Consider the following 19728-nt stretch of genomic DNA (forward strand, 5'->3'; position numbering starts at 1 on the left):
GGGTAGGTAGACCCGTGCCATCGACCGGCGACGGTCACGCCCGGCGAGGCGGAGCATGGAGGCATGACCTCTTCCGACGCCCGCATCGCGGACTCCCTCGCCCGGATCTCCGGCGAGCTGACCGCGGTCGTCGACCGTCTCGTCACCGAGCCCGCCGGTCTCGACGGCGTCCTCGACGTGCTGACCGACGCCGACCGCGTCTTCGTCTTCGGCGCCGGTCGCTCGGGCCTGGCGCTGCGCATGACCGCGATGCGCCTCATGCACCTCGGCCTCGACGTGCACGTCGTCGGCGAGACCACCACCCCGGCCATCGGCCCCGGCGACGCGCTCCTGACCGCGAGCGGCTCGGGCACGACGGCGGGGATCGTCCGCGCGGCCGACACCGCGACCGAGGTCGGCGCGCGCATCGTCGCGATCACCACGGCCGCCGATTCGCCGCTCGGCCGCGCCTCCGACGCGCTCGTCGTGGTGCCCGCCGCGGCGAAGCTCGACCGCTCGGGAGCCGCCTCGACGCAGTACGCGGGCGGTCTCTTCGAGCAGGCCGTCGTGCTCGTCGGCGATGCGATCTTCGACGCGCTGTGGCAGCGCTCGGGACTCTCGGCCGACGACCTCTGGCCGCGCCACGCGAACCTCGAATGATTCCTCCCTCCCCACCGCAGAAAGTAAGGACACCCGCATGAAGCTGCAGTTCGCCATGGACACCCTCACGACCGAGGCCGCCCTCGACCTCGCCGCCGCCGCGGCGCCCCACGTCGACATCCTCGAGCTGGGCACGCCGCTCATCAAGAGCGAAGGCCTCTCGGCCATCACCGCGATCAAGAAGGCGCACCCCGACAAGATCGTCTTCGCCGACCTGAAGACGATGGATGCCGGTGAGCTCGAAGCCGACATCGCCTTCGGCGCCGGTGCCGACCTCGTCACCGTGCTCGGCTCGGCCGGTGACAGCACGATCGTCGGCGCGGTCACCGCGGCCAAGAAGCACGGCAAGGGCGTCGTCGTCGACCTGATCGGGGTTGCCGACAAGCCCGCCCGCGCCCGGGAGGTCATCGCCCTCGGCGCCGAGTTCGTCGAGATGCACGCCGGCCTCGACGAGCAGGCCGAAGAGGGCTTCACCTTCGGCACGCTGCTGCGCGACGGCGAGGCGGCCGGGGTACCGTTCTCGGTCGCGGGCGGCGTCACCGTCGCGAGCATCGCCGACGTGCAGAAGTCGGGCGCGCAGGTCGCCGTCGCCGGCAGCGCCATCTACAGCGCTCCCGACGTGGGCGCCGCCGCGGCCGCGCTCCGCGCCGCGATCGTCTGACCGCAGCCCGAGCAGAACGAAAGAGGGACCGAGCCGCGCGGCTCGGTCCCTCTTCTCGTCGCGAGGATCAGCCCTCGGTGGTCTCTTCGTCGTCTTCTTCGTCGTCGCCGATGATCTCGATGTCTTCGACCTCGAGCTCGGGGGTCAGCTGCACGTGCACGAGCGCGTCGGGGAACGACGTCTGGCCGGCGAACACGACGATGATGGCGTCGGCGAACACACCCACCCCGATCGCTTCGAGGTCGGTGCGCAGGTCGATGTCGGCGCTGAGCTCGTCATCGTCGAGGGCGTCCTCGATGTCGCTCGCGACCTCTTCGACGATCGCGCGCCAGCGGTCCTCGCTCACCGACAGCACGTCCTTGAGCGCGACCATGATCGCGTCGAGGTCGGAGTCGCTCTCGTCGTCGAGCTCGGGGTCGAGGTCGACCTCAACCTCGACGCCGGCGGCATCCAGGTGCCCCACGCCGATGACGCTGTCTTCGTCGATCTGGGCGTCGTCGAGCAGACCGCTCTCGGTGACGCGGCGGAGGAGGTCGTTCAGCACTGACTCAGTCATGTCTCTACGATCCCACGTCGCCGGGTTTCGCGCCCGCCTCTTGCGCACGCCGCGCCGTGTGTTCAACCGGCGGCACCGAGCGGTTCACCGTCAGAGGGCGGTGGCACGCTCCGCGGCCTCGACGACGTTCGTCATGAGCAGCGCCACGGTCATCGGACCGACGCCTCCGGGGTTCGGCGAGACGAACCCGGCGACCTCGGCCACGTCGGGGTGCACGTCACCGAAGACGCGCGACTTGCCCGTCTCGGGGTCGGTCTCGCGGGTGACGCCCACGTCGAGCACCGCAGCGCCCGGCTTGACGTCTTCGGCGCGCACGATGTGTTTCACGCCGGCGGCGGCGACGATCACATCGGCCTGACGCAGGTGCTTCGCCAGGTCGGCTGTTCCCGTGTGGGTGAGGGTGACGGTCGCGTTGATCTCGCGGCGGGTCAGCAGCAGCCCGATCGAGCGGCCAATGGTGACGCCGCGGCCGACGACGACGACCTCTTTGCCCTTCAGGTCGTAGTCGTTGCGCAGCAGCAGCTCGATGACCCCGCGCGGCGTGCACGGCAGCGGAGTGGTGATCGGCGCGTTGACGTTCAGCACCAGGCGACCGAGGTTGGTGGGGTGCAGGCCGTCGGCGTCCTTGGCCGGGTCGATGCGCTCGAGGATCGCGTCGGTGTCGATGTGCTTCGGCAGGGGCAGCTGCACGATGTACCCGTGGCAGGCGGGGTCGGCATTGAGCCGGTCGATGACGGCCTCGACCTCGGCCTGCGTGGCCTCGGCGGGCAGCTCCACCTGGATCGAGTTCATGCCGATCGCCTCGGACTGCCGGTGCTTCATCCCCACGTACAGCTGCGAGGCCGGGTCGGCGCCGACGAGCACCGTCGCGATACCCGGCACGACCCCGCGCTCGCGCAGGGCCGCGACCCGCTCGGCGAGCTCGTCCTTGATCGCCGCCGAAGCGGCCTTGCCGTCGAGAATCGTCGCCGTCATGGCATCCCTCTTCCTGGTGTCGGTCATCGTCATGCGGGGGTGTTCGAGGACGCATAAACGGCATTGCTGCGCAGAAACACTCCCTCTGCGCGTTTATGCGCACGGACAGCGTTTATGCGTGGGGGTCGGTGGTCGAGGCATCGGGATGCCGGACCCGCGACGTCGCGACACACCCGGCGCAGGAACGCGGCAGCGGATGCCGCGACCCCGCCGCCGTGCGTCGCGGGGCGAGTGCCGGGACGAACCGCCGCGCGAAACGGCGGCCGTCCCGGCCGGGCTCACTGCTTCAGGTCGGGGTACAGCGGGAAGGCGTCGGCCAGCACGGCCACGCGCGCGCGCAGGGCCTCGAGCTCGGCGCCGGGCTGCAGGGCCAGGGCGATGATGTCGGCCACCTCGGTGAACTCGGCGTCGCCGAAGCCGCGGGTCGCGAGCGCGGGGGTGCCGATGCGCAGGCCCGAGGTCACCATCGGCGGACGCGGGTCGTTCGGAACCGCGTTGCGGTTGACCGTGATGTGGATCTCGTGCAGCAGGTCTTCGGCCTGCTTGCCGTCGATCTCGGCGTCGCGCAGGTCGACGAGCACGAGGTGCACGTCGGTGCCGCCCGAGCGCACGGCGATGCCGGCGTTCGTGACGTCGTCCTGCGTGAGGCGGTCGGCGATGATCGACGCGCCGCGCAGGGTGCGCTCCTGGCGCTCCTTGAACTCGGGGGTCATCGCGAGCTTGAACGCGGTCGCCTTGGCGGCGATCACGTGCATGAGCGGACCACCCTGCTGGCCGGGGAAGACCGCGGTGTTGATCTTCTTGGCGAGATCGGCGTCGTTGGTGAGGATGAGGCCCGAGCGGGGGCCGCCGATCGTCTTGTGCACCGTGGTCGACACGACGTGCGCGTGCGGCACGGGGTTCGGGTGCACGCCCGCGGCGACGAGACCGGCGAAGTGCGCCATGTCGACCCACAGGTACGCGCCCACCTCGTCGGCGATCGCGCGGAACGCCTCGAAGTCGAGCTGACGGGGGTAGGCCGACCAGCCGGCGATGATGACCTTGGGCTTGTGCTCGACGGCGAGGCGGCGCACCTCGTCCATGTCGATGAGCGAGGTCTCGGGGTCGACGCCGTAGGCGACGATGTCGTACAGACGGCCCGAGAAGTTGATCTTCATGCCGTGGGTCAGGTGGCCGCCCTGGTCGAGCGAGAGGCCGAGCAGCGTGTCGCCGGGGCGGGCGATCGCGTGCAGCACGGCGGCGTTCGCGGTGGCACCGGAGTGGGGCTGCACGTTGGCGAACTCGGAGCCGAAGAGGGCCTTGGCGCGCTCGATGGCGAGCGACTCGGCGACGTCGACCTCTTCGCAGCCGCCGTAGTACCGGCGACCCGGGTAGCCCTCGGCGTACTTGTTCGTGAGCACCGAGCCCTGCGACTGCAGCACCGACACGGGCACGAAGTTCTCGGAGGCGATCATCTCGAGGAAGCTGCGCTGGCGGTCGAGCTCACGCTCGAGCACCTGGGCGATCTCGGGGTCGACCTCGGAGAGGGGGGCGTTGAAGTACTGATCGGTCATGCGATCTCCTTGACGATGGCTTCCGGATGCCGCGGGCTCGGTCGAGTCCGCGTGAATACCGCATCGACCCAGGCGTACGGTCGAATACCGCCAAGCGGTCGCTCCCCGGTGGTGGCCCACCTCAACGCCAGTCGCGACGGTGCCACTTTAGCGGGTAAAGCGTCCGCTCCCCCGCGTGTCCCGGCATCCACCGGTCCTCCACAGGGTCGTTCTCCGCTCGATGCCGAGAGACCCCGGATGCCGCGGCCCGGCGCCCACGTAAAATGACGGGGTGACCGACTCATCGAACGTCCGCGCCCAGGCGCCTCTCGCTCCCGGCATGCGTCCGCGGCCGTCGGCGCTCGAGATCGTCGGAGTGCTCTGCGGGCTGTTCGCCTTCGTCACCCTGGCCGTCTGGGGTTTCCTCGCGTGGCCGTTCCCGTGGAACATCGTCGTCGGCATCGGCGCACCCGCCCTTGCCGTGCTCGTGTGGGCCCTCTTCGTCTCGCCGCGCGCCGTGCTCGCCGTGCACCCGTTCATCCGCGCGCTGGTCGAACTGTTCGTCTACGCCGCGGCGACCGTGGCGTGGTGGAGCATGGGCCAGGCCGCGATCGGCCTCGTCTTCGCCATCGTCGCCGTCGTGGTGGGCGCGCTGAACGGTCGCCGGCGCCTGGCATGACCGCCGACGTCGTCGCGCAGCTCCGTGCCGAGCTCGGCGCGCGCGTCGACACCTCGCCCGCCGCCCTCGAGGCCGCCCGGGCCGACAAGTCCGGCCACGCGGCCGAGGGCGTCCCCCTCGCCGTCGTGCGGGCAACCTCCGTCGCCGACGTGCAAGCGGTGATGCGCATCGCCTCGGCCACCGGCACCCCGGTCGTCCCGCGGGGCGCCGGCACGGGTCTCGCCGGCGGCGCCAACACCGGGGGCGGCGAGATCTCGCTGTCGCTGCGCGCCATGGACCGACTGATCGAGGTGCGCCCCGACGACCTTCTCGCCGTCGTCGAACCCGGCATCCTCAACGCCGAACTCAATGCGCTGCTCGAACCGCACGGCGTGTGGTGGGCGCCCGACCCGGCCAGTCGGGCGATCTCGACCGTCGGCGGCAACATCGCCACGGGCGCGGGCGGCCTGCTGTGCGCCAAGTACGGGGTCGTGCGCGACGCCGTCCTGGGGGTCGACCTCGTGCTCGCCGACGGGCGTCTGATGCACCTGGGGCACCGCAGCGTGAAGGGCGTCACCGGGCTCGACCTCACCTCGCTCGTGATCGGGTCCGAGGGCACGCTCGGCATCGTGGTGGGCGCCACGCTCAAGCTCCGCCGCCTCATCGCGGGCGAGCGTGTCACCCTCACCGCCCTCTTCGACGGCGTGCGCGCCGCCGCGGTCGCCTCGGCCGCGGTCACGGCATCCGCACTCCAGCCCGCGATCATGGAGCTGATGGATGCCACGAGCCTCGCCGCCGTGCACCGCCTGCTGTCGCTGCCGTCCCCGCCGGCGGGCGCGGCACAGCTGACGATCCAGACCGACGGACCGGTCGCGGCCGACGAGGCCCGCGCGATCGCCGACGTGCTGACGGCCGCGGGTGGGCGCGTGTCCGTCGCCGCCGACGACGCGGAGGGCGAGGAGCTGCTGGCCGTCCGGCGCGCGATGCACCCCGCGATGGAGACCCTCGGCACCGCCCTCATCGAAGACGTCTCGGTGCCGCGCAGCGCCCTGCCCGACATGTTCGACGAGATCGCCCGGATCGAGCGCCGGTTCGACCTAGTCATCCCGACCGTCGCGCACGCGGGCGACGGCAACCTGCACCCCAACTTCGTCTTCGAGGGGCCCGAGGTGCCGCCCGTGGTGTGGCAGGCCGCCGAAGAGCTGTTCCACGCTGCCCTGCGCCTGGGCGGAACGCTCACCGGCGAGCACGGCATCGGCGTGCTCAAGCGCCGCTGGCTGGCCGACGAGCTCGGCGACGACCAGTGGCGGCTGCAGCGCGACATCGCCCGGGTGTTCGACCCGCTCGGCATCCTGAACCCGGGCAAGGTCTTCGCGCCGTGATCGCCCCCTGCATTTCTGCGGCGTGACCAGACCGTGATAATGCTCCCGGCGATTGCGCAGCAGACCCACTTACCATGGGAAGACTGACTACTGGGGGGTTTGACACATGACCGACGGCGCAAACGGCACCGACGGCGCGATCTACGCCTGGGCTCCGCCCGAGCCCACGAAGCGCAAGAACCGCTCCGGCCTGTGGATCGGCATTCCCGCCGGCGCGACGGCCGTGGCCCTCATCGCGGCCTCGCTCGTGCTCATCGCTCCCGGGGCCTCGGTCGCCGGCGTGCAGATCGGCGGTCTGACCGCCGGCGCCGCCGCGCAGGCCATCTCGACGCGACTGGCGCAGACGGCCATCACGGTCGAGAGCCCCGCCGGAGAAGTCACCGTCACCGGCGCCGATCTGGGTGCCTCGGTCGACGCGGCCGCCCTGGCCGACAAGGCGTTCTCCGAGAACCCGATGTGGAAGCCCTCGTCGTGGTTCCCGCAGGGCACCGGAGTCACCGTCGCCGTCGACCCGTCGGCCGCCGCCGTGGCCCTGCGCGACCGTGCCCCCGGCACCTACCGCGCGCCCGTCGACGCCACCGTCGCCTATGACGCCGGCTCGCAGACGTACGTCACCTCCCCCGCCGAGGCGGGCGAGGGCATCGACGTCGCCGCCGTCACCGCCGCCCTGCAGTCGGCCTTCGACTCCGGCACCCCCGCGACCACGGTCGACGCGGCGCTCGTGCCGGTCGAAGCCCCCGTCAGCACCGAAGAGGCCGACGCGGCCGTCGCCACGCTCAACGGCGTGCTCGACACCGCCGGCTTCTACGTCGGCGACGAGCGCACCGTCACCGTCGATCGCGCCACCGCCGCCTCGTGGCTCACCGTCACCCCCGACGGCAAGGGCGACTTCGCCATCTCGGCCGACACCTCCGCCATCGAGCAGGCCGTCGCCGGTCTTCCCGGCGCCGTCGACCGCGGAGCCGTGAACGCCGACGTGATCGTCGACAGCGGTGGAGAGGTCATCAAGACGCTCACCGAGGGTCAGACCGGTCGTGCCCTGGGCGACACCGCCGGCGTGGCCGCAGCTTTCGCCGCTCAGCTCGCCGACGGCAACGCCAAGTACTCCCTCGCCGTCTCCGAGACGCCGTTCGAGACCGCGAAGACCGAGCGTCGTATCGACGTCAACCTCAGCGCGCAGACGGTCACCCTGTACGAGAACGGTCAGGTCTACCGCAACTGGTCGATGTCGTCGGGCAAGAGCGGGTGGGAGACCCACACGGGCACCTACCGCATCGGCTGGAAGACCACCATGCAGGACATGGGCTGCGCTCCCGGCTACGACTGGTGCACGAAGGACGTCCCCTGGGTCGCGTACTTCAACGGCGACGAGGCGTTCCACGGCACGTACTGGCACAACAACTTCGGCACCCCCATGAGCCACGGCTGCGTCAACCTCACGGTGAACAACGCCAAGGAGCTCTACGACTGGGCGTACAAGGGCACCGAGGTCTCGGTCCACTACTGAGCCCGCAACGACGAAGGGGCGGATGCCGATGGCATCCGCCCCTTCGTCGTTCCTAGCACCGCGTCACCGCCGCGGCGCGAGCGCACGTGTCCGCGCACGCTCCTGCAGAACAGCGCCGAACCGCGACACAGCCCGCGGCCCACGCCGGTGTGCCGGGGGCGTGCACGAGGCACACGCGGCGTGGCCGGTCAGACCCCGGTCCCGCGCCGAGAAACGGAAGAGGGGTGGATGCCCGTGGCATCCACCCCTCTTCCGTCAGCGTGTCAGCGACTCAGCGCAGAGCGTCGACCACCGCGTTCAGCGTGGCCGAGGGACGCATGATCTTCTCGACGAGGGCGGTGTCGGGGCGGTAGTAGCCGCCGATCTCGGCCGTGTGACCCTGCACCGCGTTGAGCTCCGCGACGATGGTCTCTTCCTCGGCGGCCAGCTTCTCGGCCACCGGGGCGAAGACCCCGGCCAGTTCGGCGTCGGTCGACTGCTGGGCCAGCTCCTGCGCCCAGTACAGGGCGAGATAGAAGTGGCTGCCGCGGTTGTCGATAGTGCCGAGGGCGCGGCCGGGCGACTTGTCGTTCTCGAGGAACGTGCCGGTCGCGGCGTCGAGCGTCTGCGCGAGCACGCGGGCCTTCTCGTTGCCCGTCGTGTCGGCGAGGTGCTCCAGCGAGGCGGCCAGTGCGAAGAACTCGCCCAGCGAGTCCCAGCGCAGGTAGTCCTCTTCGAGCAGCTGCTGCACGTGCTTCGGGGCCGAACCGCCGGCGCCCGTCTCGAACAGTCCGCCGCCGGCGAGCAGCGGCACGATCGAGAGCATCTTGGCGCTGGTTCCGACCTCGAGGATCGGGAACAGGTCGGTGAGGTAGTCGCGCAGCACGTTGCCGGTCACCGAGATGGTGTCCTCGCCGCGGCGGATGCGCTCGAGCGAGTAGCGCGTGGCCTCGGCCGGCTCGAGGATCTCGATGGTGAGGCCCTCGGTGTCGTGGTCGGCGAGGTACTCGTGCACCTTGGCGATGAGGTTCTTGTCGTGCGCGCGGCTCTCGTCGAGCCAGAACACGGCCGGAACACCCGCGGCGCGGGCACGGGTGACGGCGAGCTTCACCCAGTCGCGCACGGCGACGTCTTTGGTCTGGGTCGCGCGCCAGATGTCGCCCGTCTCGACCTCGTGTTCGAGCAGCACGTCGCCGTTCGAGGCGACGACCTGCACGCGGCCGGGGGCCGCGATCTCGAACGTCTTGTCGTGGCTGCCGTACTCTTCTGCGGCCTGGGCCATGAGACCCACGTTGGGCACCGAGCCGATGGTGGCGGGATCCAGCGGGCCGTTCGCGATGACGTCCTCGATGGTCGCCTGGTACACACCGGCGTAGGACGAGTCGGGGATGACGGCGAGGGTGTCGTCTTCTCCCCCGTCGACGCCCCACAGCTTGCCGCCGTTGCGCACGAGCGCCGGCATCGAGGCATCCACGATGACGTCGGAGGGCACGTGCAGGTTGGTGGTGCCCTTGTCGCTGTTGACGTACGACAGGCGCGGGCCGTTCGCGAGCGCGTCGCGGATCTCGGCCGCGATGGCGTCGCCGCCGTCGACGTTCGACAGACCGGCGAGGATCGAGCCCAGGCCGTCGTTCGGCGTGAGACCGGCGGCCGCGAGGGCGTCGCCGTGGCGGTCGAACACGTCGGCGAAGAAGGCCTTCACGACGTGACCGAAGATGATCGGGTCGCTGACCTTCATCATCGTGGCCTTGAGGTGCACCGAGTAGAGCACGTCGTCGGCCTTCGCCTCGGCCAACGTGTCGGCGAGGAACGCGTCGAGGGCCGCGGCCGAGAGAAACGTGGAATCCACGATCTCGCCCTGGAGGACCTTGAGGCCCTCCTTCAACGTGGTGGTGGTGCCGTCGGCCGCGACGTGCTGGATCGTCAGCACGTCGTCGTCGGCCAGCACGACCGACTTCTCGTTCGAGCGGAAGTCGTCGTGCCCGAGGGTGGCGACGCGCGTCTTCGAGCCCGCGCTGAACGCCTTGTTGCGGTGCGGGTGCTTCTTGGCGTAGTTCTTCACCGCGAGCGGAGCACGGCGGTCGCTGTTGCCCTCGCGCAGCACGGGGTTCACTGCGGAGCCCTTGATGCGGTCGTAGCGGGCGCGCACGTCTTTGTCTTCGACGCTCGACGCCTCGTCGGGGTAGTCGGGGATGTCGTATCCCTGCGCCTGCAGCTCGGCGATGGCCGCTTTCAACTGCGGGATGGATGCCGAGATGTTCGGCAGCTTGATGATGTTCGCCTCGGGCAGCGTGGCGAGTCCGCCGAGCTCGGCGAGGGCGTCGCCCACCTGCTGCTCGGGGGTCAGGCGCTGCGGGAAGGCGGCGAGGATGCGGCCGGCGAGCGAGATGTCGCGGGTCTCGACGTCGACGCCCGCCTGCTTCGTGACGGCCTGCACGATGGGCAGGAAAGACGCCGTGGCAAGAGCCGGCGCCTCGTCGGTGTACGTGTAAATGATGGTGGAATCGGGCACGTCAGATCTCTCCGTAGAGGCGGCCAGGGTTGTGTTTCAGCCTATCGCACCGCGGCAAAGTCTCTTGATGTCGAGATAGTTCTCGGCATCCACGCCCTGCCCCGACCCGCGCTGCGCCGGTCAGCGGCGCAGGCCGTGCTCGCGAGCGGTCTTCGGATTGCCCAGACTCTCGGCGGGCAGATCCACCGCCCTGCCCCAGCCGGCGCCGCCGACGGCGACGCCGCGGGCGACCAGGCCGTCGATGACCGCGTCGACGGCCTCGGCCACGGTCGGAGCCAACTCGTCGCCGAGGACCATCGACACCACGATCTCGGTGAGATCGTCGCGCGGCGTCGCCTCGACGACGACCACGGCTTCCAGCGACAGCGGGCCGAGACGGGAGGTGAGGAGCGACAGTCCCGTGCCGTTGAGGATCGTGTCGCCCACGGCACTCCCCCGGCGGAAGACGATGACGCCGTCGGGCGCATCGGCGCGGGTGAAACCCGCCCGGCCGAGAAGCTCGCCCACCGCGACGGTGCCGGCCGTCGCCTCGGAGGGCGGGACCGTGAAACGGCACGCGGCGCGGATCTTGTGGCCCCCGACGAGCGACTCGCGCCAGAGCGGGACCGCGCGCGCGGCGGCGCTCATCAGGGCCACCCGGTGGCCAGGTCGGCCTCGAGCTGCTCCACCTCGCCCACCCAGTCGTCGAGCGCCTGTCGCGTCCCGTCGAGCAGGGTGTTCATGCGGACCATTCCGGCGGACCACTCGGCCTGAGCCGACGCGTAGGCGGCCTGTGCGTCACCCGACCACCCGCCCGACAGCGTGGCGGCCGCGGATTCGAGCGCGCTCAGACGCTCGGCGATGCCCGACTGCGCCGCCGCGATCCGCGCGGCCGCCTCGTGCGCGGCACTGAACTCGAGTCGCATCCCGCTCATCGCGGCATCCCTTCGGTCGGGCCGATCAGATCGGACAGACGGGCACGGAGCGCCGCCCCGCGGGCGAGGAGCCGCTCCCTCTCGAGCTCGAGCTCGGCGACGGGGTCGGGCTCTCCCTCGGCGTCGGCGATCGCCCGCGCCTCCTCGCCGAAGAGACCGACACCCGCGTTCGCCGCCTCCCGGACGCTGAGAGCGGCGACGCTGTCGTCGGTGCCGTCGAAGATGGCGGTGCGGCTGGTCTCGCCCAGGTCGATGCGCCCCTGCAGCACCTGCCAATCGATGCCGAGCTCCCCGGCGCGTGCGCGGCGGGCGAACTCCTCTTCGGCGTCGAGTTCTTCGTCGTCGTCGAGGGCGCGTGCCTCCGCGACGAGGGCTTCGATGCGGGCGATGCGCTGCCGGGTGAGGTCGAAGAGATCGTCGTTCATGCTGCCGCCCGCCTTCCGGTGTCGACGAGGAATCTCAGCAGGTCGTCGACCAACAGGGCCGTCTCGACCAGTTGGGCCTTCGCCTCCACGGCACCCTCGATCGCATCGAAGATGGTGTCGACGATCGTGTAGATGAGGCGGACGAGCGAGAAGATCTTGGTCGCCAGGTGCGCACCCTCGGCCGCCGCCACGATCCAGCCCGCCACGGGAACCGTCGCCTCGGCCGCCATGCGCAGCAGCTTCTGCGAGATCTGGTTGAGGATGAGGCCGATGGCCGCGGCCGCCGACTTCGACACCAGCACCAACGTGCCGACCTTCGCCGAGACGATGTCGCACGCCGCGCCGACGCCGAACATCGTTCCGCCGATCGCCGTCATCCCCCCGCGGAACGCCAGGCCGGCCTCGCCGTCCCAGAACTCGCCCTGCTGAACGAGGCCCGCCGTGTTGTCGGCGACGGCACGGCTCGCCTGCCCCAGGTACTGCCAGGCGATCGAGACCTCTTCGATCCCCGTCCAGTCGCCGGCGAACGGCTTCATGATGACGTCTTCGAGAAGGCTGAACCCGGCGATCTTCTCGAAGACCCAGTCGACGCCTCCGAGGAGCGGACCCGCGCCCCAGCGCATCGATTCGACCTCGCTCTTCGTGGCATTCGGCGCGACCAGGAAGCTCGAGGGATCCTGCCGCTCCACGACGCCCGTGGCCCCGACCGACCAGGAGTCCACGGCGCCCGAGATGTCGTCGACCATGCCGCGGCCCCCGCTGACGAGAGACTGACCGGCGTCGTAGGCCTGCTCGAACAACCACGGCTCCGGATCGCCGTGCCCCGCCGGCGCCCCGCCCTGCGCGGCCGGGAGGGTCGGCGGGTTCGAACGCGGATCGACGAACGGCGTCCCCCCGCCCAGCGGCGCGAGGATCCGGTTCATCCGGTCGTGCAGAGCCTTCTCCTGCTCCGCATAGGCGGCCGCGGCGCCGTCGACCTTGTCGGCCGCGGAGTTCATCACCTGCGCCAGTCCATCGGCGATCTGAACACCCACCACGGCGATCGCGAGCGAGAGCGCCGTGAACGGCATCATGATCATCCCCGTATCAGCGGGGGTCAGGATGCCGCGGTCCTGCACGTACCGCGACATCGCGGGGAGGTGCTGCTCACCTTGGCGGCGAAGCGTCTGCGAGCACAGGGCCAACTGTCCGTAATCCACACGCATTCGACAAGCCTAATCCGGGGCTGCGCGCACTTCGCAAGCCCCCTGCGTGCTCGTTGGTTCACCCCGGCCTTGGGGCTGAGGGATCGGGCCGCTAGCCTGGTCGCATGGCTGACCTGCGTCTCGTCGAACTGTCCGCCGCCACGATCGTGGCCGTGAACACCCTGTCGCTCAAGCCCGGGCAGGAGCAGTTCCTCGCTCCCGTCAGCTACGGCATCGCCGCGACGGTGAGCAATCCCCAGACGTCGTGGCAGCGCGTGGTGCTCGACGGCGACGAGGTCGTCGGCTTCGTCAGCGCCAACTTCGACCCCGAGGCCCACGAGGAGCATTTCCGCTCCGTGCTGTGGCGCATCAACGTCGACGCCGATGAGCAGGGCCGCGGCGTCGGCAGCTACGCGATCGCCGCCGTCCTCGAAGAGGCACGCGGCCGCGGGATGGATCACGTCGACGTCATCTACGAACCCGGCGTCGGCGGCCCCGAGGCCTTCTTCGAGCGCGTCGGCTTCGAGGCGGTCGGCGAGACCGAGTACGGCGAGGTCATCGCACGCACCAGCGTCTGACGCCTGCGGCACCGCCTGCACCTCGAACCACGGATGCCACGCTCCCCGCGACGCGGGAGGCGTGGCATCCGTCATTTCAACGTGCCCCGAGGGCTCTGCCTCACACCAGCGACTGGCGCCAGGCGGCGTGCAGCTGGGCGAACTTGCCCGTGCCCGCGATGAGGGCCGCGGGGGCGTCGTCTTCGATGATGCGGCCGTGCTCCATGACCAGGACGCGATCGGCGATCGCCACGGTCGAGAGGCGGTGGGCGATGATGATCGCGGTGCGGTCGGCCAGCAGGGTCTGCAGCGCGTCCTGGATCTGGCGTTCGCTCGGAATGTCGAGCGACGCCGTCGCCTCGTCGAGGATCAGCACCGCGGGATCGGCGAGGAACGCGCGCGCGAACGAGATCAGCTGACGCTGACCCGCCGAGACGCGCCCGCCGCGCTTGTTGACGTCGGTCTCGTAGCCGTCGGGCAGCTTCTCGATGAAGCCGTCGGCGCCCACGGCGCGCGCCGCCGCGCGGATCTCGTCCATCGTGGCGTCGGGCTTGCCCAGTGCGATGTTGTCGGCCACGGTCCCGCTGAACAGGTAGGCCTCTTGCGTGACCATGACGATCGCGCGGCGAAGGTCCTTCGGGTGCAACCGACGCAGGTCGACGTCGTCGAGGGTGACCGCCCCCTGCGAGGGGTCGTAGAAACGCGAGATGAGCTTCGCGAGCGTCGTCTTGCCGGCGCCCGTGGTGCCGACCAGGGCGATCGTCTGCCCCGCGGGGATGTCGAGCGAGAAGTTCGGCAGGATGACGCGACCTTCGGCGTAGCCGAAGGTGACCTCGTCGAAGCGCACGTGCCCCCGGGCGTTCCACAGGTCGACCGGGTCGCTGGGGTCGGGAACCGTCGGCTCCTCCTCGAGCACGCCCGACACCTTCTCGAGGGCGGCCGTAGCCGACTGGTAGGAGTTCAAGAAGAACGCCACCTCTTGCAGGGGCGAGAAGAAGTTACGCACGTAAAGCACCGCCGCCGTCAGCGCACCGATCTCGAGCGGACCCGCGATGACACGGCCGCCGCCCCAGAGCAGCACCAGGGCGACCGACACCGCGGCCACGGCCATGATGCCGGGCTCGAAGGTGCCGAAGAGGCGGATCGAGCGCATGTTGACGTCGCGGTACGCGCCAGACAGGGCGCCGAAGTCCTCGTCGTTGCGGGGTTCCTTTCGGAAGGCCTTCACGGCGCGGATGCCGGTCATGGTCTCGACGAACTTCACGATGACCTGGGCGCTGATGACGCGCGACTCGCGGTAGATCACCTGCGACCGCCGGTAGAACCACCGCATGAGCAGGTACATCGGAATGCCCATGACGGTCAGGATCAAGCCCGACTGCCAATCGATGAGGAAGAGCGCCGCGAGCGTGAACAACCCGTACAGCACCCCCGACACCAGCTCGTTCAGACCGCCGTCGAGCAGTTCGCGGATCGTGTCGAGATCGCTCGTCTGACGCGAGATGATGCGGCCCGACGTGTACGACTCGTGGAACTCGAGGCTCAGCTTCTGCGTGTGCAGGAAGATGCGTTTGCGCAGATCCAGCATCACGGCCTGGGTGAGGCGTGCGGCGACGACGACGTACCACCCGATCAGCACGGCCCCGCCGATACCGGCGAGCAGGTACACCCCGACGACGCCGATGGTCGGCATCCAATCGCTCTGCTCGATGACGGCGGGCAGGGCGTTGTCGATGCCGTAGGCGATGAGCGCGGGGCCGGCGACGCGCAGCGCCGTCGACACGACGAGCACGGCCGCCGCGAGGATCAGCTGCCCGCGCAGGGGCGACACGAGAGAGCCCAGCAGGCGGAGCGAGCGCTGCCGGATCGAGCGGCTCTCGGCGCTCGTGTAGTCGGAGCGGTCTTCGCCGCTGGTGCCGGAGACGGTCGCGGTGCTCATCGGGTCGCCTCCTTCTCGGTGAGGGCGTCGTCGTCGGACGTGGTGATGACGGGAATGGCGCCGGTGCGGGCTTCGCGTTCGGCCTCTTCGAGGCTCGAGATGACGTACCGGTAGTGGTCGCTCTCGCGCAGCAGATCGGAGTGCACTCCGACGGCGGTGACGCGGCCGTCTTCGAGCAATGCCACGCGATCGGCGAGCGTCACGGTCGACGGGCGGTGAGCCACCACCAGGGCGGTCGTGGAGCTGAGTACCTCGCGGAGCGCGTCTTCGACGAGCGCCTCGGTGTCGACGTCGAGCGCCGACAGCGGGTCGTCGAGCACGAGCACGGCGGGCCGCGCCGCGACCGCGCGGGCGAGGGCCAGACGCTGGCGCTGGCCGCCCGACAGGCTGAGACCCTCTTCGCCGATCACGGTGTCGAGGCCGTCGGGCAGCTCGTAGACGAAGTGCGCCTGGGCGACCTGCAGGGCTTCGCGCAGGATCTCCTCGGACTCGTCGGACCCCGGAGTGAGGTCTTCTCGACCGAGCAGGATGTTGTCGCGCACGGTCTGCGAGAACAGCGTCGCGTCTTCGAAGGCCATGCCCACGTGACGGCGCAGTTCGGCGAGCGTCAGGTCGCGCACGTCGACGCCGTCGATCAGCACGCGGCCGCCGGTGACGTCGTACAGGCGCCCCGGCAGGGTGGTCAGCGTGGTCTTGCCCGAACCGGTGAGTCCGACCAGGGCCATGGTCTCGCCGGGCCGCAGCACCAGGTCGATGCCGTCGAGAAGATCGGGCTCGGTGGCCGCCGCATCCTGGTAGCGGAAGTGCACGTCCTCGAACGTGAGCTCTCCGCGGGGTGCGGTCAGGGTGCGCGGGTTCTCGGGATCGACGATGGTGTTCTGCTCGTCGAACACCTCGAAGATGCGGTCGGTCGCCGTGCGGGCGTCGAGCAGGAACGAGAAGAGGAAGCCGATGGACTCCATCGGCCACCGCAGCACGGTCGCCATCGCGAAGAACGCGACGAGCTCGGCGACCTGCAGCTGTCCCAGCTGCGTCAGTACGATGCCGGCGCCCAGGCACACGGCGAAGGCGATGTCGGGCAGCAGCACCAGGAAGAACCAGATCCAGCCGACGGCGCGTGCCTTGTCGATCTCGGTCTCGCGCAGCGACTCGGCCTGGCGGGTGAACTTCTGCAGGGCGTGCCGACCCCGGCCGAAGGCCTTGAGGACCCGGATCCCGTGGACGCTCTCTTCCACGGCGGTGGCGAGGTCGCCGGCCTGATCCTGGCTCTGACGGGTCAGCGCGCCGTACCGCTTCTCGAACCGGAAACCGACGTAGATGACGGGCGCGGAGGTGACGAGGAACAGCGCGCCGAGCAGCCAGTGCCACCGGAACAGCAGGACGGCGCCGATGACGATGGTCAGCATGTTGACCACGAGCAGGATGACGCCGAAGGCGAGCCAGCGGCGAAGCATGCTGATGTCCTGCATCATGCGCGAGAGCAGCTGGCCCGACTGCCACCGGTCGTGGAACGCCACCGGAAGACGCTGCAGCCGCGAGTAGAACGATTGGCGCAGGTCGTACTCGACCTTGGTGGCCGGTCCGAGCACGAACCAGCGACGCAGCCACACCATCGCGGCTTCGGCGAGGCCGAGGCCGAGCACGGCCAGCGAGCCCCACACGAGCGCGGTCGGGTCGAGCGAGGCGATGGGACCGGCGACGATCTGTTCGAGAACGAGGGGGATCGCCAGGGCCAGCAGGCTCGCGACGAGCGCGGTGCCGGCACCGGCGATGAGGCGCGGCAGCACCGGGCGAGCGATGGGGAGAAGGCGCGCGAGGGCGCGCGGCGTGGAGAGGTGCGGGCGGGGCGTGGAGGTGGTCATGATCCTCGAGGAGTCGAAGCGGGCGCCGGGATCGGGCGCGGAGGGGGAAGCCGTGAAGCGGCGCGACGAAGATCGTCGCGCGGGGCGGAACGGACGCGCCGGAGCGCGGAACGCGGGGCCCTAGGCGGGTCGGCCGGGGCGCGCGACGACGAAGGGCGCGGCAACCGGGGCGACGGGGGCGTCGATTCGGTACATGGCATCCTCCTTGGTCGGCGTGAGCCACCGCGGGGGGACGGCAGCCCTCCAGAGTATCCCTGAGCGAAGCTCGGGGGCAAGAGTGTCTTCCGGGCCTCGATCGTCAGGCCGCCGATTCGCGCGCCAGCAGGCTCTCTTTCACCGGCGTGCCCCACGCGAAGCCGCCCATCGTTCCGTCACCGCGGAGCACCCGGTGACAGGGCACGAAGAGCGCGACGGCGTTGCGCGCGCAGATGGATGCCGCGGCGCGCACCGCCGACGGCGCCCCCAGGGCGGCGGCGAAGCCGGTGTAGGTGAGCGGGGTCCCGGCCGGAATGCGCCGAAGGGCCTCCCACCCGGTCCGCTGCAGCGCGGTGCCCCACTGGGCGACGGCGACGGAGTCGATGGCGGCGATGTCTCCGTCGTAGTACGCGCGCACCGCCTCGGCCGCCGCGGTCTCGCCGGCGACGATGTCGGCCGGCCGACGTTCGGGGCGGAGCCGCGCGAGCACGGCGTCGGTGTCGGCGGTCCAGCCCGAGACGATCACCCGATCGGCGTCGTCGGCGAGGATCGCGAACGACCCGTCGGGGGTGTCCAGGAACTGGAGGGTGGCGGTGCTCATTCGGATCGCTCGCTTTCAGGCGCGGGAGGGGAAGAAGGAAGGACCACATCGACAACCCCGACGTCGGCGCGGGTGCTCGTCGTCCGCCGACGCGGGCGCGTCACGGCGGCCGCCGCGGCCGTCTCGGCCGGGGAGCGCCACGCCTGGGTCACCGGGGCGGCGTACCAGTAGTGCGCCATCGCGTAGCTGCGCCAGGGCGCCAGGCGCTCCGACCACGCGGTGAAGCCCGCGGGGTCCGACGGCAGCCCCAGCGCCGCCGCGCCGGCCCGGGCGGCCACGTCGCCGGGGAGCAGCACGTCGGGGTCGCCGAGCACGCGCATGCGCACGTAGTCGGCGGTCCACGGCCCGATCCCGCGCCGGGCGAGGAGCCTGGCGCGCTGCTCCGTGGCGTCATCGCCGGCACTGAGTTCGAGGGTGCCGTCGCTGAGTGCCGCGGCGGCCTCGACGATGGCGCGCATGCGCGCGGCGGGTCCGCGCAGCACCTCGAGACCCCGTTCCGCGATCGCCGACGGCGTCGGGAAGAGGGTCATCGCCTCGGGGCCGACGGCGACCCGCTCACCGAGTTCGGCCGACAGACGGCCCTGCATCGTGCGGGCGGCGGCGACGCTGATCTGCTGCCCGATCATGGCGCGCAGCAGCATCTCGTCGGCGTCGACCGCCCCGGGCACCCGGACACCGGGGATGGCGGCCACGGCGGGGGCGAGCTCGGGATGCCGGGCCAGGGCCTCATCGATCGCGAGCGGATCGGCGTCGAGGTCGAACAGTCGCCGGACGCGGGAGATGAGGGTGCCGAGATCGGCCAGGGCCGACAGCCGGGCTCGCAGACGCAGCCGCCCGTCTTCGGCGAGGCGCACCTCGAACCAGGCCGGACCGCCGGGCAGCCGCACGACCCGCGCGAACGACCGGTCATCGCCCTGCTCGACGCCGGGGATGGCGTGCGCCCTCATCCACCCGAAGAGACCGGTCGTGTCGATCGGTCCTCGCACGGGCAAGGCGAGGTCGATCTCGCCCGCCGACGCCTCGATGCCGGACGCGTGCGAGCGTCGAGCGCGCAGATCGCGCGGAGGCATGCCGAACACCTCGCCGATCGTCTCGGTGAACTGCCGGATGCTCGTGAACCCCGCCGAGAACGCGACATCGGCCGACGACAGGTCGGTGCCCACGAGCAGAGTGCGAGCCGTATGTGCGCGGTGCGCGCGGGCGAGGGCCAGGGGCCCGGCGCCGAGCTCCGCGGCGAGCAGACGCGTGAGATGGCGCGACGAATAGCCGAGGCGCCGGGCCAGACCGGGGACACCCTCGCGATCGACGACGCCGTCGGCGATGAGACGCATCGCGCGCGCCACGACGTCTCCGCGCACGTCCCACTGGGGCGAGCCGGGAGCGGCCTCGGGCAGACATCTCTTGCACGCGCGGTAGCCCGCCTCGTGGGCTGCGGCCGACGTGGCGTAGAAGGTGACGTTCTCTTCGTTCGGCGTGCGTGCGGGGCAGCTCGGGCGGCAGTAGATGCGGGTGGACCGCACGGCCGTGACGAACTGCCCGTCGAAGCGTCGGTCGCGCGACTGGATGACGCGATAGCGCTCGGCGAAGCCCGGAGCGTCGGCCACGGTGGGGGTCATGGCATCCACCCTGCCACCGACCTCCGACATCGGC

18 protein-coding genes and 1 riboswitch are annotated in these 19728 nt (G+C 70.8%); of the genes, 6 read left to right on the forward strand and 12 right to left on the reverse strand.

Annotated elements, in window-relative coordinates; translation table 11 throughout:
* The first annotated feature begins 63 nt into the window (after nt 1-63).
* Together hxlB and hxlA are read left to right on the forward strand one after the other, a co-directional pair.
* On the forward strand, nt 64-639 hold the full coding sequence (hxlB, locus tag IFU40_RS11230) for a 6-phospho-3-hexuloisomerase (RefSeq protein ID WP_191926359.1): 576 nt from the start codon (nt 64-66) through the stop codon (nt 637-639).
* A gap of 37 nt (nt 640-676) precedes the next feature.
* Nucleotides 677-1300: a 3-hexulose-6-phosphate synthase gene (hxlA, locus tag IFU40_RS11235; protein WP_055834260.1), complete on the forward strand. Its 624-nt coding sequence runs from the start codon at nt 677-679 to the stop codon at nt 1298-1300.
* 67 nt (nt 1301-1367) lie between these two features.
* Here hxlA and IFU40_RS11240 read toward each other — a convergent pair whose 3' ends face one another.
* From IFU40_RS11240 to glyA, 3 genes are all read right to left on the reverse strand, one after another.
* A complete protein-coding gene (locus IFU40_RS11240; protein WP_156458725.1) occupies nt 1368-1856 on the reverse strand; it encodes a cytochrome C5 in 489 nt (162 codons plus the stop codon).
* A gap of 90 nt (nt 1857-1946) precedes the next feature.
* On the reverse strand, nt 1947-2831 hold the full coding sequence (locus IFU40_RS11245; protein WP_191926458.1) for a bifunctional methylenetetrahydrofolate dehydrogenase/methenyltetrahydrofolate cyclohydrolase: 885 nt from the start codon (nt 2829-2831) through the stop codon (nt 1947-1949).
* Between the two features lie 278 nt (nt 2832-3109).
* A complete protein-coding gene (gene glyA / locus IFU40_RS11250; RefSeq protein WP_070408444.1) occupies nt 3110-4384 on the reverse strand; it encodes a serine hydroxymethyltransferase in 1275 nt (424 codons plus the stop codon).
* Between the two features lie 59 nt (nt 4385-4443).
* A riboswitch (ZMP/ZTP riboswitch) is annotated at nt 4444-4529 on the reverse strand.
* Nucleotides 4530-4655: 126 nt separating this feature from the next.
* On the opposite strand from glyA, the gene IFU40_RS11255 reads away from it, so the two are divergent.
* From IFU40_RS11255 to IFU40_RS17060, 3 genes are all read left to right on the forward strand, one after another.
* On the forward strand, nt 4656-5042 hold the full coding sequence (locus IFU40_RS11255; RefSeq protein WP_235560528.1) for a YrdB family protein: 387 nt from the start codon (nt 4656-4658) through the stop codon (nt 5040-5042).
* Entirely contained in the window at nt 5039-6403 is a 1365-nt protein-coding gene (locus tag IFU40_RS11260; protein ID WP_191926360.1) for an FAD-binding oxidoreductase, read from the forward strand. Before IFU40_RS11255 ends, IFU40_RS11260 begins: the two co-directional genes overlap by 4 nt.
* A gap of 106 nt (nt 6404-6509) precedes the next feature.
* Nucleotides 6510-7910, forward strand: a complete 1401-nt coding sequence (locus IFU40_RS17060) for a L,D-transpeptidase family protein (protein WP_191926361.1) — start codon at nt 6510-6512, stop codon at nt 7908-7910.
* A 271-nt stretch (nt 7911-8181) separates the two neighbouring features.
* Here the strand turns inward: IFU40_RS17060 and IFU40_RS11270 are convergent, their stop codons facing one another.
* The 5 genes from IFU40_RS11270 to IFU40_RS11290 form a co-directional block, all read right to left on the reverse strand.
* Nucleotides 8182-10401, reverse strand: a complete 2220-nt coding sequence (locus IFU40_RS11270) for an NADP-dependent isocitrate dehydrogenase (RefSeq protein ID WP_191926362.1) — start codon at nt 10399-10401, stop codon at nt 8182-8184.
* Nucleotides 10402-10521: 120 nt separating this feature from the next.
* A complete protein-coding gene (locus IFU40_RS11275) occupies nt 10522-11028 on the reverse strand; it encodes a hypothetical protein (RefSeq protein ID WP_191926363.1) in 507 nt (168 codons plus the stop codon).
* Nucleotides 11028-11315 (reverse strand): WXG100 family type VII secretion target, encoded by a 288-nt coding sequence (locus IFU40_RS11280; RefSeq protein ID WP_191926364.1) that lies wholly within the window; start codon nt 11313-11315, stop codon nt 11028-11030. The genes IFU40_RS11275 and IFU40_RS11280 overlap by 1 nt, the downstream gene beginning before the upstream one ends.
* Nucleotides 11312-11740 carry a hypothetical protein gene (locus IFU40_RS11285; RefSeq protein WP_191926365.1) on the reverse strand — a complete coding sequence of 143 codons (429 nt, stop codon included), beginning with the start codon at nt 11738-11740 and terminating at the stop codon, nt 11312-11314. Before IFU40_RS11285 ends, IFU40_RS11280 begins: the two co-directional genes overlap by 4 nt.
* Nucleotides 11737-12945 (reverse strand): hypothetical protein, encoded by a 1209-nt coding sequence (locus tag IFU40_RS11290; protein WP_191926366.1) that lies wholly within the window; start codon nt 12943-12945, stop codon nt 11737-11739. Before IFU40_RS11290 ends, IFU40_RS11285 begins: the two co-directional genes overlap by 4 nt.
* Nucleotides 12946-13049: 104 nt before the next feature.
* On the opposite strand from IFU40_RS11290, the gene IFU40_RS11295 reads away from it, so the two are divergent.
* Entirely contained in the window at nt 13050-13502 is a 453-nt protein-coding gene (locus tag IFU40_RS11295; RefSeq protein ID WP_070408451.1) for a GNAT family N-acetyltransferase, read from the forward strand.
* A 100-nt stretch (nt 13503-13602) separates the two neighbouring features.
* Here the strand turns inward: IFU40_RS11295 and IFU40_RS11300 are convergent, their stop codons facing one another.
* The 4 genes from IFU40_RS11300 to IFU40_RS11315 form a co-directional block, all read right to left on the reverse strand.
* Complete coding sequence (locus IFU40_RS11300; RefSeq protein ID WP_055834224.1) at nt 13603-15420, reverse strand: ABC transporter ATP-binding protein; 1818 nt, start codon at nt 15418-15420, stop codon at nt 13603-13605.
* Nucleotides 15417-17282 carry an ABC transporter ATP-binding protein gene (locus IFU40_RS11305; protein ID WP_191926367.1) on the reverse strand — a complete coding sequence of 622 codons (1866 nt, stop codon included), beginning with the start codon at nt 17280-17282 and terminating at the stop codon, nt 15417-15419. Before IFU40_RS11305 ends, IFU40_RS11300 begins: the two co-directional genes overlap by 4 nt.
* A 298-nt stretch (nt 17283-17580) precedes the next feature.
* The gene (locus IFU40_RS11310; protein WP_191926368.1) at nt 17581-18078 is read right to left on the reverse strand and encodes a methylated-DNA--[protein]-cysteine S-methyltransferase; all 498 of its coding nucleotides are present in this window, start codon (nt 18076-18078) and stop codon (nt 17581-17583) included.
* Entirely contained in the window at nt 18075-19694 is a 1620-nt protein-coding gene (locus tag IFU40_RS11315; protein WP_191926369.1) for an AlkA N-terminal domain-containing protein, read from the reverse strand. Before IFU40_RS11315 ends, IFU40_RS11310 begins: the two co-directional genes overlap by 4 nt.
* Between the last annotated feature and the right edge of the window lie 34 nt (nt 19695-19728).

Origin of the sequence: Microbacterium sp. CFBP 13617 (assembly GCF_014839445.1) — a bacterium.
Taxonomy (GTDB): Bacteria; Actinomycetota; Actinomycetes; order Actinomycetales; family Microbacteriaceae; genus Microbacterium.